Below are 14,098 nucleotides of genomic sequence, written 5' to 3'. Positions count from 1 at the left end.
CCTTTGCTCTCTTAATCTCGTTTTAAAAGGACACTTTATTTGCCAAGTTGCCGGTTTCTCCATTTCTAAAATGAGAGAAGTTATTCAAGAAAATGCTTAAAGCCCTCTCCATGTATCTACTTGTCCTGGCAGACGCATGAGGTGTTACCAGAACATTTTCCATCCGCCAAAAGGGGTGTCCGTTTTCAAGAGGTTCCTCTCTGAAAACGTCCAATGCGGCGCCGGCTATTTTTCCGGATTGCAAAGCTTGAATCAAGTCCTCTTCGACGACTAGGTCTCCTCTTCCGACATTGATAAAAACTACCTCCTCTTTCATGTGCCGGATCATCCCATGATCGATTAAGTTCCTTGTTTCTTCGGTTGATGGGAGCGCACTGCATACATAATCACAATCCGGAAGGATTTCTTTCAGCCGTTTCATTTTTACAATCCTGTCGAAACCATCAGTATCCCGGCCGCTTCGATTCACTCCAATCACATTCACTCCGAGCGCCTTCGCCTTTTTGGCGATTTCACTGCCAATGTAACCGGTTCCCAATACAGCTAAAGTTTTTTCATGGATTTCAAACATCTCCTCGGAGTATGACCACTGCATACGTTCCTGAAGACGGCGAAAATCCGGAATTCTTTTTGCAAAATAAAGAAGAGCGGCTATCACATACTCACTGATCGGAATGGCGTGAATTCCTTTCGAGGAAGTAACAAGAATAGATTGTTCCTTGGTATAGTTCGCCGGCAGCTGTTCCGTGCCGCTGCTTAATACGTGAATCCACTTCAAATTTGGCAGCTGCTCCAGCTCTTCAACCGTGACGGCGTCTTCAAAATTGCCGTAGGTGATCAGAATCTCCGTCTCCTCTTTATCCCTTGCACCAAGTTCGGCAATCTTTTTTTGATGGACACGCAGTTGCGTCTGGGCTGCCAATGTTTCTTTCAGCTCATCCGATAAATCGGGAGTTGTACAGACAATCACGAGATCACCTCCACTAAAATAAAAGTAGCACGTGAAGGAACAGTTGTGAAATTGACAAATACTATCGTTACGATAGCTCCGGCTGATGCATTCTCTGTCGGGCCGGATCTGTGATAAACTGTGACTAGAAAGAACACAGGGGTGGGGACCATGGAACTAAGAAATTTAAAGACGTTTCAAGTCGTAGCTGAATGCTTAAACTTTACGAAAGCCGCGGAAATCCTGAACTTTACACAGCCGACCGTCACAGCCCAAATTCAGTCGTTGGAGAGGGAGCTCAACCAGTTATTATTTTTTCGTGTTGGCAAAAAGAACCATTTGACCCCCGCCGGAAAGCTTCTGAAAAAATACACTGACCAACTTTTCATGATTGCAGATGAAATGGAAACAGCTTTTTTGGAGCTTGGCAAACCGCACGGCTATCTTAAAATTGCCGCTTCAGAGTACTATTGCACGAACTTTTTTCCTTTGGTCATTTCCGAATTTCTAAAAACGTTTCCAGATGTCCATATCAACCTGGTTTCATGCAACAGCGACGAGGTCATCAAGGGAATTGAATCCAACACCTACGATCTAGGTGTCATTGTCGGGGAAATATCGAAAAACGACTTGAAAAACATCGTGCTTGATGAGGAAGAGTTATTGCTAGTGGCCGGAAAAAATGCCATGAAGGAGTTCCAGATCGATGAGCTGATTACCGAGCTGCCTTTTATCCGGTATCGAATCGAAGGAAACTATAAGGGATTCATCAATCAATACCTTCACCAGGCGGATCTCCACCCAAAGAAAATCATTGAATTTGGCAGCGAAGAAGCAATTAAGCGGGCAATTTTGAAAGGAACTGGATATGGCGTGCTTTCAAGCAACCTCATCAAAAAGGAAATTAAAAACGGAGAACTGATTCCCATTCCACTTACAGATCAAAAGTTCCATTTTAAAACATCATTAATCTATTTAAAGAAAAAAGAAGAAAAAGCGATTTTAAAATCATTCAGCGAAGTAATTGAAGAATTATGGACAAAAGCCGTTGAAAAATAAAGAAACTCAACAATGCATGATGCACTGTTGAGTTTCTTTATCAATCCTTGAACCAGCCTGCCATGCCGGGGTTCAAATTAATATTAATCTGTTTGACTTCCTGGAAGTCCTCCAAACCATATGTTCCTAAGCCTCTCCCGATCCCGCTCTGTTTATAGCCGCCCCACGGCGCTTCAACGAATGCCGGATGGTAGATGTTGACCCATGTAATGCCTGCCCGAAGCTTTTTAATGACACGTAAAGCACGTGCACCGTCATTCGTAAAAACGCTGCCGGCCAAACCATAATCAACGTCGTTCGCCAATTCAATGGCTTCTTTTTCATCCTTGAATTTTTGGATTGTCACAACAGGGCCGAAAATTTCTTCCTGGACGATACGCATGTCCTGCGTCACACCCGTAAATACGGTCGGCTCAATAAAGAATCCTTTATCCAAGCCCCTATCCATGATTCGTTTGCCGCCAGCCGCAAGAACAGCGCCCTCTTCCTGGCCGATCTTGATATAGTTCAATATATTATTCATCTGTGTTTCACTGACGATGGCGCCCATTTCCACGCCCTCTTCGTTTCCTGGTCCTACTTTGATCTTTTTGGCACGTTCGACAAAGCGCTCGACGAAACGGTCATATAATCCTTCTTGAACAAGAATGCGGCTTCCTGCCACACATACTTGCCCAGCGCCTAAGAAAATCCCGAACAAAGCCTGATCTACGGCAATTTCCAAATCCACATCATCGAATATGATATTAGGAGATTTTCCGCCTAATTCAAGAGAGATTTTCTTCAAATTCCCTGTTGCAGCCTGCATAATTTTCCTTCCGGTCTGAGTACTTCCCGTGAAAGAAATGGCATCTACATCGTGGCTTTCAGCAACCGCCTGTCCAACTACGCGACCATCACCCAAAATCATGTTTGCTGCACCGGCAGGGATTCCAACCTGTTCCATGATCTCAAACACCTTCACTGCCGTAATTGGAGTGATTTCCGCAGGCTTGAATACAATCGTATTCCCGGCAGCAAGGGCCGGAGCGATTTTCCAGACACTCATAAGCATCGGAAAATTCCATGGAACAACGAGCCCCGCTACACCAACAGGCTCACGTACTACCATTGAATGAATGTTTGGATCAGGCACATCAAATGTTTCACCAGCAGGCTTTGTTATCAATCCCGCATAGTACCGGAAGCAAGCCGCCGCATCTTCCATGTCAAACTCGGCTTCGGCCCGGGTCTTTCCATTATCCATCACTTCCAATTCAACGAGTTCTTCATGATGTTCTTCCAATTTATCCGCTATTTTAAAAAGATAACCCGCCCTCTCCGCGGCGGTAAGATCTGACCAAATCCCGCTGTCAAAAGCTTCCCTCGCCGCTTTAATGGCTGCTTCCGCATCTTCAAGGGTTCCCTCCGCTGCCTGGGCGATCACTTCCCCATTGGCGGGGTTGATAATATCGCGAACGGCTTTGTCGCTTGATTCTTTCCACTCCCCATTAATGTACATCTGTAATTTCATCAAGGTCAGGCCCTCCTTATTGATTCTCCTGCTGACGCCGCTTTTTCAGAGCAATGAGTGTAATCATTTCATAAATAACTGCCGATGCCAGCACAGCAGTGATTTCGTTGGCATCATAAGCCGGAAGCACTTCCACCAGGTCAAAGCCGACAACATCGAGCCCGTCCAGTCCACGGACGTATTCCAGCGCCTCGTAGCTCGTCGGCCCGCCCACTTCCGGGGTTCCGGTGCCAGGCGCAAAGGCCGGGTCAACGAAATCGATGTCATAAGTGACGAATACCGGGCGGTCCTTCACGCGTTCATGGATTCTTTTCATCACGTTTTCGAAACCGATCTGGCGCACTTCCTTCATCGGAATGACTTCAAAGCCAAGATCCCTCGCATCTTCAATATCTCCCGGTCCGTAAAGCGGTCCTCTCATGCCGACCTGGATGGAATGCTCCATATCGAGAAGCCCTTCTTCTGCCGCACGTCTGAACGGTGTTCCGTGCATATATTTCTCGCCGTAATAATGCTCCCATGTGTCGCCATGGGAATCAAAATGGACGAGCGCTATTTTGCCGTATCTTTTATGGAAAGCACGCAGGTTCCCCAGCGTGATCGAATGGTCTCCCCCCATAATGACCGGGATGACATTTTTCTCAAGCAGCGGCGTCAGTCCTTCGACCATGCTGTCGTACGTACGAAGTGCATTTCCCGGAATGACGTTGATATCCCCGTAATCGACTCCTGAACAATATTCGAATATATCAATATCCATATCCGGATTGTACGGACGGAGCAGCACGGAAAAATCACGGATATGCTGGGGTCCGAAACGCTGCCCTGTCCGGTTGGATGCTGCCGTATCAAAAGGAACGCCAAGTACGGCGAAATCTATATCGTTAGTCGTTCTGACCTGCTCTAATCTCATAAAAGTCCTGTTTCCTACAAAACGCGGAGATTGTGATGAGTCTTTCGGTTTATATTTTGGCATCATTAGAGCCCTCCTTACAATAGCAATTTAAAATTCAGGATTTTTTTGGATGGCTGACTACACACCATCCTCCCTTTATTCCCCAAATGCTTCTTCAATAATTTCCAAATACTCCTCTTCAGACAGTTCTTTGGCATTGCTTTCGTCCATTGGAGTTTCTTTTGCTACCTTCGCCAAATGTTTAAAGTCTTCAGGTGACACTTTTTCCAATTCACCAAACTTCGGCAAGTTTAAACTTTTCCTCAATTTCATTATGATATTGAACCCTTCCATGGCTGCCTCTTCTTCAGTTGAGAAATTCCCCTCAGCACCTAATAAATAGGCGATTTCCGCATGTCTGGACTGATCGGCTTGAATATTGCGCCTAAACACAAAAGGTAAAAAGATGCTATTTAAAACACCATGCGGCAAATCGTAATAACCGCCTATCGCTTCGGAAAGACAGTGCACACTCCCAACATTGGAATTGTTAAAGGCAATTCCCGCCATCATGCTTGCATTCAACAGCGCTTGTCCAGCTTTCTGATTCTTTGAATCACGAACCAAGTCTTCAAGATTTTCCTTAATCATCACGATAGCTTTATATGCCAAAGCATCTGTCATTGGGGAAGCAAAACGGGAAGTATACGCTTCTATCGCATGTGTAAGTGCATCCATTCCAGTGCTCGCAGTAACAGACGGCGGGAGCGTTTTAATTAAATCAGAATCCAATAAGGCCATTTTTGGTGCTACCTTAGGGTCAACTATTCCCATCTTAAAATTCCTTGCAGTGTCTGTGATAACTGCAATCCATGTGACTTCACTACCGGTGCCTACCGTTGTAGGAATGCAAATTAGGGGAGTGATTTCCCTTTGAAGTGTAAAGTCACCTTCCCAATCCTTTATATTGCCTTCGTGGGTAAGTAAAACACCGACACCCTTAGCAAAATCCATAACACTTCCGCCACCAATTGCAATAAGGCCATCAACGGAGCTTTCCCGTGCACGTTTGGCAACGGCTTCAACTTCTGTATTTTTCGGATTTGGCTTGACATTATCAAAAATGGTGTAATTTAGACCTTGCTGTTTTAAACTTTCGTAAATTCCCTCTAGCAGACCGGCATTTACAATTGCTTGATCTGTCACAATAAGTACATTGTTTACACCATATTCTCTTAAATAAAAGCCTGCCTTCCCAGCAACACCTGGTTCAGACAATACGTTTGTTTGCATGGTAAATTGGAAATTCATTTTTTTAGCTCCTTTTTTTAATGTAAGCATTTAACACTTTATCGCAACTGCCCTTACTGGCGACCCGTCTCCATTGGCAACTTTTAGCGGGAGTGCGATAATCAGCGGGTTGTCAAAAGTAATCTGATCAAAATTCGTAAAGTTCTCTCCGATAATACCATTCACTACGGTAATTGCTTCGTGTACCGGGAAATCCTCGCCGTTGGGCGGATCAACATTCAAAGCGTCTATTAAAAAGGTACGGACGCCAAGGTCAAGCATTTTCACTACGACTTCAATATCCACATAGGGATGGTTAAAGTATTCCTCTTGTCCCAGGTATTTGGTCCAGCCAGTGTGGAATAAAACAATTTTTTTCGGCCCCAGCTTCTCCATGTACGGGCTGGCATCATCAAGCGTTATTGCCTGCCCGCCTTGTTTACTTGTGACAGGAATCAAAACACCTTCGCCCATAAAATGTTCCAAAGGCAGCCGGTCAATCGTTTTCCCCTCTTCCCTAAAATGAAAAGGAGCATCCACGTGTGTTCCGGTGTGTGAGCCTATATCCAGATAAGAGGTATTGTAGCCATGCTTTGCGATTGTTGTTGCCGGCCGGATATTTGGTTCCGGGTCCCCGGGAAAAATCGGGAGATCGTTATTCAACGGCAAGGATAAATCCACTATTTTTTTAACTTCCATAGCGTTCTCCCCTCCATTGAATCGTATACAAATCTGTACGTTCATCGGACCGCATCGAATAAAAAGATTCCTTCAATTCTTGTCTCTTTTTAATATCTATTTCTGCTGGAACGATACTGCTTTCCCCCGTTAATTTTTCACTTATGACAGCTCCATCCGGCCCATAAATGGCGGATTTGCCGAAAAATTGGACGTCCCCATCCCCGCCGGTGAAATTGCATGTTGCCAAATAAACCGTATTATCCATTGCCCTTGCAGATGCCATCCGATCGTACGCCCCCTCATAAGGACTCTCCCATGCACTTGGCGCAAGAATGACGTCTGTTCCCTGCTTTTCAAGCAGGCGGGCCAGCTCCGGAAAAGCCATATCCCAGCAAATCATTAAGCCGAATGTGCCAAGTTTGGTTTTTACAGTGACAAGTCTGTTGCCCGCGGAAAACAAGTGTTTTTCCAAGGGGGTCAAATGCATTTTCTGATAAGTGGCCAAAAGTTCGCCTTCCGGACTGATCAAATTCAGTGAATTAAATAATTTGTCATCCTTTTTTTCAATCAAACCGTAACCGATGTACAAATCAAACCTTTTCGCCAAACCGGACAGGAACCTGCAAGAAGGACCGTCAGCAGGCTCAGCTTTACTCCTCACATGCTCTTCTGAAAAAATATAACCGGCAGCGGCAGCTTCCGGAAACAAAATGAGCTTTGTTTCCGGATGCTTTTGCATGCAGTCAATGATATAGGATTCCATTAAACGTAAATTGGCTCCGCCGTTAAAATCGTCCTGTACGACGGCAAGCTTCCATTTTGTCATACCGTTTTTTCACCTTCTGCCTACTCTATTGAATTGGAACGCTATTATTTCTTGAAAAAGAGGCTTTATGATGCCGGATATCGCTTTCAGCAGCAAAGACTTATACCGCTGCGCTTATAAAAGAGCCATTTAATTCTCTCTTTGATATCTATCGCAAAAATCATGCCAACAGAAAACGCTTTAAGAAAGGCCTTTTAAAGTTATTTTAATTCATTATTGGGTTGAAATAAGAAATATTGATGCAAAAATGTATTTTAATTTGGATTCGAATCAAATTATCGGCATTTGAATTTTTTTAATCTTGTCTACTTACAATGCCTTTCCACCAAATATGGTTTTCGCCATATTCATATCCCTATTAGCTTTTAACATATCCGCCCAATTTTTTGGGAATAACAATCATCATTGAAAAAATGTAGTGAAGTACTCCGCCAAAAATTGTCGCAGGAATGGATGCTGATAAATAAAGAAATACCGTGGAATTATCAAATGTGATTGGATTTAAAATAATAAAATAAGCAGCTGTTGCAATCACAAAGGCTGCAATCGCCGACCAATTAAAACCGCCCCAATAGTAGTAAGGTTTTCCCGAATGTGTAAAATAAAGGCTGCGAATATCAAGTCGCCTTTTCCGAAGAATAAAATAATCCACAAAGTAAATCCCTGACAGCGGCCCAAAGAAAGTTCCGCAGATAGCCAGAAAAGTATTAAAGTGGCTATAAACTTCGTCAGGGAAGAATATTAGCGGAATCGTTAAAAGCAGAAAATAGAATGTCAGCTTTGACCAATCCATTCTTTCGATACGCTTAATTTGCTTCAGAGCCATCGACGTTGAAAATACGAGCGAGGTGATGGAAGTAATATTAGCGAATGCTATAAAGACTAGCACAATAATCCCAAGCACCGCTCCGCCTAAAGGAACCATCCATTCGGTCGGATCACTTACCCCAAGTGCCAATCCCGCCATTAACCCAACTATTTGGCCGAATACTGCGAAAAAGTTTAAACCGATTAAATTCGGCCAAAATCCGGCACGTTGCGTTTTGCAAAGTCTTGATAGACCTCCCATAATCGGCCACCATGAAAGTCCTGCGCCAAGATTCAATTCAAATGCAATCATGTAATTCCACCATAGGTTAGGATTTGGGCTGGAAGGCTTAAAGGAAAAAACCTCAGACACTGAGTATTTGCTTAACAAGATGCCCAGCATGATAACAAGTATTAAGACTAAGCCTGGAGCAACAATACGATTTAACCATTTGATTGAAACTGGCCCTTTGGCGACAATTAGCCAACTAATGGCAATGGCTATAAATCCAAATATGATTACAGGTACAACTGATCTAGATGAGATATTGGTGACCTCACCCAAAATGTTACTGGATGCCCGCCCGAACATAATTGCCAGAACAGCGCACCAGCCGAACTCAACCAATACCATAACAGCTAAAGTTAGCTTTACACCTTGAATTCCAAACACACTGCGAAACGATACATATTGGTCTATTCCATATTTTGTCGACGGTAGAGTTGTCACCAATGCCATAAGCATAACTGCAAGAGTATTCCCCGCTATAGAGGCGGCGATTCCCATTTTTAGATCGACAAATTCCGAAAGTGTACCGCCAATTAGAAATCCCCAAGTGGCAATGGCCAACCCAATATTGACCATCGAAAAGTCAAAACCGTTCCAAACCCTTTCTTCGGGTAAAACGGGCAAAAGACCAAAAGTGCCATCATCCTTACTCATAGATAAACCCCTTTTCTTTTATTAACTTATGAATATTTATTGCCAGCCCCAATAAAAGATTAGAAACGAAACGACTACAATAATGCCCATCATCATAAAATCAAACTTTTGCAGTTGTTCAATAATACTGTCTTTTTTTCCATTATCGGTAAGTATAGAAATTCTGCGTTCAAGTTCTTTTTCATATTCAGGACTATTCTCTTCCATTTGTAAAATTCACCCCTTTTTTTCCTTAAATATCTTGTCCAGCCTGAATGAAATAAAACAACCTTTCGATACGACAATAAAAACAAGGACTGTCCAGAAAATGAGCTTCATTTTCTGGACAGTCCTTTGTAACTTTAGTCAATTGCGTAATTTACTTGTAATTTCCGATAAGTGGGCCTTTATTTCTTGCAATGTTCCTTCATCACCCGTTGTCTTAATCATGTCTACCAAATGTCTGTATTCAGTATTATTATAAGCAAGCTGCACCAAATCAGGGCGTGAATAATGGCCTAAAAGATCAAAACCGTTTTTTGCAGCTTTTATCATTGTTCCATCTAATTCTGCAACGATAAGGGCTTCTTTATCATAAACCGGTTCAACGATGTAACAGCCAAACGGATCAACGATTGAACTGCCGCCATTTGCCCAGTCCCAGTTGGTTTTTTCTTTATAAGGAAAGTCATCCGGTACTTCATCGGCAGGCTGGTAGCCGCATGCACTAATGACAAAAGTCTGCGCTTCAAAGGCGTGGGCCCTGATTGCCGGTTCAATATCGCTAGTATTATAAGACTGGGGGTTTTTTGACTCTTGGTCTACATAAGTCATATTTTCTGTTGGGAGTCCGCTCCATGTACCCGGCCAATTAGCGATGTGAATTTCTTCTCCCTGCAAGGCCATTAGTGCCCTGATCAATATCATATGGTTTTCCCAGCAAACCAAACCGCCAATACGTCCGATATCTGTATCGTATACTTTAAGATTATCTCCACCGCCTCCCATACCGTGAAAACATCTCTCCTGGTTGGTCGGCACAACCTTTCTATGCCTCCCATACAAACTCCCTTTTTTATCAAAATACAGCATCGTATTGTAAAGTGTACGGGAACCCACAGCATCGTCAAGTTCCGTACACCCCATGTTAAGATGAACATTTGCTTGACGTGCTGCCTCTCCCAATAAAGCGGTGTCTTCCGTCCCAACAACAACTGATTCCTCTTGAAACTTTACATGGACATCAAACCAATCAGTAGACGGATCGTTATATCCCTGTTGCCAGTACGGAAATGCCGGAATATAAGATTCGGGGAAAACAACAAGGTCTGCTCCTTCTTTTCCTGCCTTATGAATGTAATCTATTGCCTTTTCAATTGTCCTTTTTTTATCCAAAAAAACAGGTGAAACTTGGGCTATTGCTACAGTAATTTTATCTTTTCCCCCAAATATTGCCTTCCCCATTTTGCAGCACTCCTTTTATCGATTATAAATAATCCTCGACAACCAAACCTCAATTTTAACCATTAAGCACTTTTCTCGCCTTTTTCCCTTTTTTCAGATGCATCATATCCACCCATTCCTTTTGGAATGACAAATAACTTTGTTATCACGTAATACAGGATTCCTGCTAAAAGCATTGCCGGCAACGTAGCAGAGGCATAATCGAAGAAGGCTGACCCTTCAAAACTAATCGGATCGATTATTAAAAAGTATACAAATACCGAGATAGCTACTGATATGATTGGAGTGATATTGTACCCTCCAATAAAATCATAAGGCTTTCCGGGTGTATCCAAATAAAGAGCCCTCATATCTATTCGTTGTTTGCGCAATAAATAGTAATCCACAAACATGACTGTCGATAATGGTCCAAACACTGTTCCGCATGCCGCTAAAAACAGGCTGAAGTTCCCATATATTACTTCAGGGAAGAGGGCAAACACAGCTGTACATGTTAAAAACAGCAGTGTTAAGTTTTCCCATTTCATATTTCTAAAGAACTTAATTTGTTTTAAAGCCATACAAGTAGAGAAGACAAGCGATGTCATGGCAGTAACGTTAGCAAATGAAATAATGATCAATGCGATCAAACCTAGGACTGCTCCACCTATCGGGATCATCCAAGCAGTCGGATCGCTATCACCGATGGCCAATCCAGCCAATAGTCCGATCATCGTTCCCAACACTGCACAAATATTAACTCCAATCATATTCGGCCATAAGGCAGCCCGCTCCGATTTTGTTAACCGGGTCAGCCCTCCCATGATGGGCCACCAGGAAAACCCTGAACCAAGGCCAAGTTCAAAGGCAACAATATAGTTGTGTAAATCATTTGGAAAAGGGCTTATTGGCTGTAGCGCTAACATTTCACCAAAGCTGTATTGCTGGGACAGCATGTAAAACATAACGATTAACATAGTTACCAACAATGGGGCTACAATCCGGTTTAACCAATTGATGGAATTGGAACCCCTTGATACAATTATCCAGCTTATCACTATAGCCATAAGTGCAAAAATGATAACAGTTGTGTTGGAGACAGACGGCGTATTTGTTATAGCACCATAAGCATTACTGCTTGCCTTTCCAAACATAACAGCTAATGTGGCTACCCATCCAAATTCTACAATGACCATTAATATTACAGGAATCTTGGTTCCCTTTTTTCCAAATATACTCCGTAAAAATATATACTGGTCAATCCCATACCTGCTTGATGGAATGGCATTTGACAAAGCTACAAAAAGAACGGAGATTGTATTACCTGCTAATGTGGCAATAAACCCCATTTTCAAACCTACGAAAAGCGATAATGTACCACCAATTAAAAAACACCATGTTGCGATAGCAAGACCAATATTCACCATTGAAAAGTCAAGGCTTCCCCATGTCCTTTCTTTGGGAAGTAGTGGCAAAAGATCACTTTGTCCATTAGATTTTTCCACTTGGCAACGCACCTCTTTCATTTTTAATCAATTTATTTTTATAAAATCCGACCGAAAAGCAATAATAAAACAGCTAGAAAACTTAGTATTCCTATCAGGATATAATCGATGGTGCTCAACCTTTTATCAGGTGTATCTGCATTGCTTATTATTTCAATTCTTTTCTCCACTTCTTCCACAAATTCTTTATCAAATTCAGAAGTATTCATGCTTTCCCCTCCAAAACCTATATTTTTTGAAAAATTCTATAATTCCCTAAGTAATCCTTTCCAAAAAGGGGCAATATTTTATCAGAAATTTTCCAAACAATCTAATTAACATTAGGAAAGATCTCCCACACCTCATTATCCAATAACATTAGTTTTACTCTTCAATTCATATGAAATCCCCCTTGAATGAAGCGTATACAAATCTGTCCACGCATCTGGCTGCATAGGTAGTTCTTTTTCTTAATTTTATCAATGCAAATATCATGCCAATTAGAAAAGCCCTTCATTAACCCTTCGTGTTGATTTATGTCGAAATGAGTGATTTATTAATGAATCAAAACTGGAAACATCAATTCAAAAATGCATTTTGATTCATATTTGAATTGATGTTTTAATATAAAAAACGGCCCGCAAAGCGGACCGCCTCTTTAGCCTTTTGATGAAAACATATAATAGTGACTGCCGGCTCGGCATTGCTTCTCACTGCTCTTCCAATAATAAATTACCGGACCGAAAAACAAATTGTTTCCGGATTCTTCTGCATGCAGCCCATAATATGAGATTCAATCTATGGCAAACTGCTTCCACCGTTAAAATCACTCTGTACGACGGCTAATTTCCATTTTTTCATGCTGTTTTCTCACTTTTCCCTTTTGCGATAGAACTGGAACTCATCATTTTTGCCAACACTGTATAAAGAATTCCTGCTAAAAAGAACGTGATAACAGTTGATCCGATGGTCAGTGGACTGACATAAGTGAAATAAAGAGCAAAAGCAGCACTGAGTGCATAAGCAATAAACGCAGCTGGGTGAAACCCTTTTATATAGCGATATAAACCTTTTTTATCAAGAGCTATATCATCAGCGTCGTAACGTTGTTTTTTCACGATGTAGAAATCGGCCATCATAATAGAAAAAATCGGAATATACAAAGTTGCAATAAATAGTACAAAATCAAAGAAATGTGTCATTAATCTCTCCTTTAATAATGCACCCATGACTGTTATGACTCCCAATATAATAGCTGACTTCCAAAAGGAAGCTTTCGGAAATACATTTAAAAATGACATATTTGCACTGTATAGGGCCATCGCATTTGTCGATACGACAGAAAGAAAAACTACAATGGCTGCAACAAGACCGAAACCATGAGCGGCAAGAAGTACAACAGGGTCATACGTCTGCTCCATCCCAAGTACAAGACTGAAGCCACCTACAGCAGCTCCAAGGCCTAATGCCAGCATCGATGCCAATATATAGCCCAAATAAGTGGCAATCATCCCGCCAGTTTCAGATTTAGCACTCCGGTTATAATCACAAACTGAAGACATCCAAGAAAAAGCGGTTGCTATAACAACATCGAAGGCAATAATAACTGTTGTTTCCGGATTCTCCGACAATTGAAGTTGGATAAGAGAATGAACGTCATATGCGGTAAACAATTTATAAAATATGGTAAATGACAAAATTAACATTGCACTTGAAATAAACCGTTGAACTTTATCAAAACCACGTATACCATATATGGCAATGAAGATGACAAGCCCCTGAGTCAGGATGGTAAATAAATTTATATTACTATAACCGGTTAGAAAATTAATTGCATAATCCAGACTTAATCCTGCCATATAAGCCTGAATCCAACTCCAACCGATAAGTATGACTGTATTGGCAGCCGCTGGTAGGAGGGCACCTTTTTGCCCAAAAGCTGCCCTGGCAATAACCATAGTCGGCAAGCCTGTCTTCGTTCCGATTCTTCCCATCAGCGCAATCGGGATAGCCCCAATTACCGAACCGAGGAATATCGCCTTTAGTGCATCTAAGAATGAAATGTCAGGTAAGAAAAGCATCCCAGTTAAAATTGTTGTAATAACAAAGTTAGCCGATACCCAAATAGAAAAAATACCAAAGAATCCTACAGTTCGCTGCTGCATCGACAGCGGGCGTATATTATCATTGCCAAGTGCGGCTTCTGAAACCTCTCCCCATTAAAATGGG

At 42.1% G+C, this 14,098-nt stretch carries 13 protein-coding genes; 1 reads left to right on the top strand and 12 read right to left on the bottom strand.

Annotated elements, in window-relative coordinates; translation table 11 throughout:
- Positions 1-22: 22 nt before the first annotated feature.
- Positions 23-970 (bottom strand): D-2-hydroxyacid dehydrogenase, encoded by a 948-nt coding sequence (locus D4N35_RS13465; RefSeq protein WP_164876378.1) that lies wholly within the window; start codon positions 968-970, stop codon positions 23-25.
- A gap of 150 nt (positions 971-1,120) precedes the next feature.
- On the opposite strand from D4N35_RS13465, the gene D4N35_RS13460 reads away from it, so the two are divergent.
- On the top strand, positions 1,121-2,008 hold the full coding sequence (locus tag D4N35_RS13460) for a LysR family transcriptional regulator (RefSeq protein ID WP_120074516.1): 888 nt from the start codon (positions 1,121-1,123) through the stop codon (positions 2,006-2,008).
- Between the two features lie 40 nt (positions 2,009-2,048).
- Here D4N35_RS13460 and D4N35_RS13455 read toward each other — a convergent pair whose 3' ends face one another.
- The 11 genes from D4N35_RS13455 to D4N35_RS13415 form a co-directional block, all read right to left on the bottom strand.
- Complete coding sequence (locus D4N35_RS13455; protein WP_120074514.1) at positions 2,049-3,524, bottom strand: aldehyde dehydrogenase family protein; 1,476 nt, start codon at positions 3,522-3,524, stop codon at positions 2,049-2,051.
- 13 nt (positions 3,525-3,537) lie between these two features.
- Positions 3,538-4,497 carry an agmatinase gene (speB, locus tag D4N35_RS13450; protein WP_120074588.1) on the bottom strand — a complete coding sequence of 320 codons (960 nt, stop codon included), beginning with the start codon at positions 4,495-4,497 and terminating at the stop codon, positions 3,538-3,540.
- 75 nt (positions 4,498-4,572) lie between these two features.
- A complete protein-coding gene (locus D4N35_RS13445; RefSeq protein ID WP_120074512.1) occupies positions 4,573-5,727 on the bottom strand; it encodes an iron-containing alcohol dehydrogenase in 1,155 nt (384 codons plus the stop codon).
- Positions 5,728-5,757: 30 nt separating this feature from the next.
- Complete coding sequence (locus tag D4N35_RS13440) at positions 5,758-6,405, bottom strand: cyclase family protein (protein ID WP_120074510.1); 648 nt, start codon at positions 6,403-6,405, stop codon at positions 5,758-5,760.
- Positions 6,395-7,213: a carbon-nitrogen hydrolase family protein gene (locus tag D4N35_RS13435; RefSeq protein WP_120074507.1), complete on the bottom strand. Its 819-nt coding sequence runs from the start codon at positions 7,211-7,213 to the stop codon at positions 6,395-6,397. Before D4N35_RS13435 ends, D4N35_RS13440 begins: the two co-directional genes overlap by 11 nt.
- A gap of 358 nt (positions 7,214-7,571) precedes the next feature.
- A complete protein-coding gene (locus tag D4N35_RS13430; RefSeq protein WP_120074504.1) occupies positions 7,572-8,963 on the bottom strand; it encodes a purine-cytosine permease family protein in 1,392 nt (463 codons plus the stop codon).
- A 36-nt stretch (positions 8,964-8,999) separates the two neighbouring features.
- Positions 9,000-9,170, bottom strand: coding sequence for a hypothetical protein (locus tag D4N35_RS18150; RefSeq protein ID WP_164876377.1), 171 nt, complete (start codon positions 9,168-9,170; stop codon positions 9,000-9,002).
- A gap of 138 nt (positions 9,171-9,308) precedes the next feature.
- On the bottom strand, positions 9,309-10,406 hold the full coding sequence (locus D4N35_RS13425) for a carbon-nitrogen hydrolase family protein (RefSeq protein WP_120074502.1): 1,098 nt from the start codon (positions 10,404-10,406) through the stop codon (positions 9,309-9,311).
- Positions 10,407-10,468: 62 nt separating this feature from the next.
- Entirely contained in the window at positions 10,469-11,890 is a 1,422-nt protein-coding gene (locus tag D4N35_RS13420) for a purine-cytosine permease family protein (RefSeq protein WP_164876376.1), read from the bottom strand.
- A gap of 38 nt (positions 11,891-11,928) precedes the next feature.
- Positions 11,929-12,099 (bottom strand): hypothetical protein, encoded by a 171-nt coding sequence (locus D4N35_RS18145; protein ID WP_164876375.1) that lies wholly within the window; start codon positions 12,097-12,099, stop codon positions 11,929-11,931.
- 627 nt (positions 12,100-12,726) lie between these two features.
- On the bottom strand, positions 12,727-14,034 hold the full coding sequence (locus tag D4N35_RS13415) for a purine-cytosine permease family protein (RefSeq protein WP_120074498.1): 1,308 nt from the start codon (positions 14,032-14,034) through the stop codon (positions 12,727-12,729).
- Positions 14,035-14,098: the final 64 nt, after the last annotated feature.

The organism is Siminovitchia fortis, assembly GCF_003605365.2.
Taxonomy (GTDB): Bacteria; Bacillota; Bacilli; order Bacillales; family Bacillaceae_C; genus Siminovitchia; species Siminovitchia fortis.
This window is presented reverse-complemented; position numbering and strand designations above follow the sequence as displayed.

Coding starts and splice junctions, on each gene's coding strand:
- D4N35_RS13415 (WP_120074498.1), bottom strand. CDS start 14,034: ATGCAGCAGCGAACTGTAGGATTCTTTGGTATTTTTTCTATTTGGGTA.
- D4N35_RS13445 (WP_120074512.1), bottom strand. CDS start 5,727: ATGAATTTCCAATTTACCATGCAAACAAACGTATTGTCTGAACCAGGT.
- D4N35_RS18145 (WP_164876375.1), bottom strand. CDS start 12,099: ATGAATACTTCTGAATTTGATAAAGAATTTGTGGAAGAAGTGGAGAAA.
- D4N35_RS13440 (WP_120074510.1), bottom strand. CDS start 6,405: ATGGAAGTTAAAAAAATAGTGGATTTATCCTTGCCGTTGAATAACGAT.
- D4N35_RS13430 (WP_120074504.1), bottom strand. CDS start 8,963: ATGAGTAAGGATGATGGCACTTTTGGTCTTTTGCCCGTTTTACCCGAA.
- D4N35_RS13460 (WP_120074516.1), top strand. CDS start 1,121: ATGGAACTAAGAAATTTAAAGACGTTTCAAGTCGTAGCTGAATGCTTA.
- D4N35_RS13435 (WP_120074507.1), bottom strand. CDS start 7,213: ATGACAAAATGGAAGCTTGCCGTCGTACAGGACGATTTTAACGGCGGA.
- D4N35_RS13425 (WP_120074502.1), bottom strand. CDS start 10,406: ATGGGGAAGGCAATATTTGGGGGAAAAGATAAAATTACTGTAGCAATA.
- speB (WP_120074588.1), bottom strand. CDS start 4,497: ATGCCAAAATATAAACCGAAAGACTCATCACAATCTCCGCGTTTTGTA.
- D4N35_RS18150 (WP_164876377.1), bottom strand. CDS start 9,170: ATGGAAGAGAATAGTCCTGAATATGAAAAAGAACTTGAACGCAGAATT.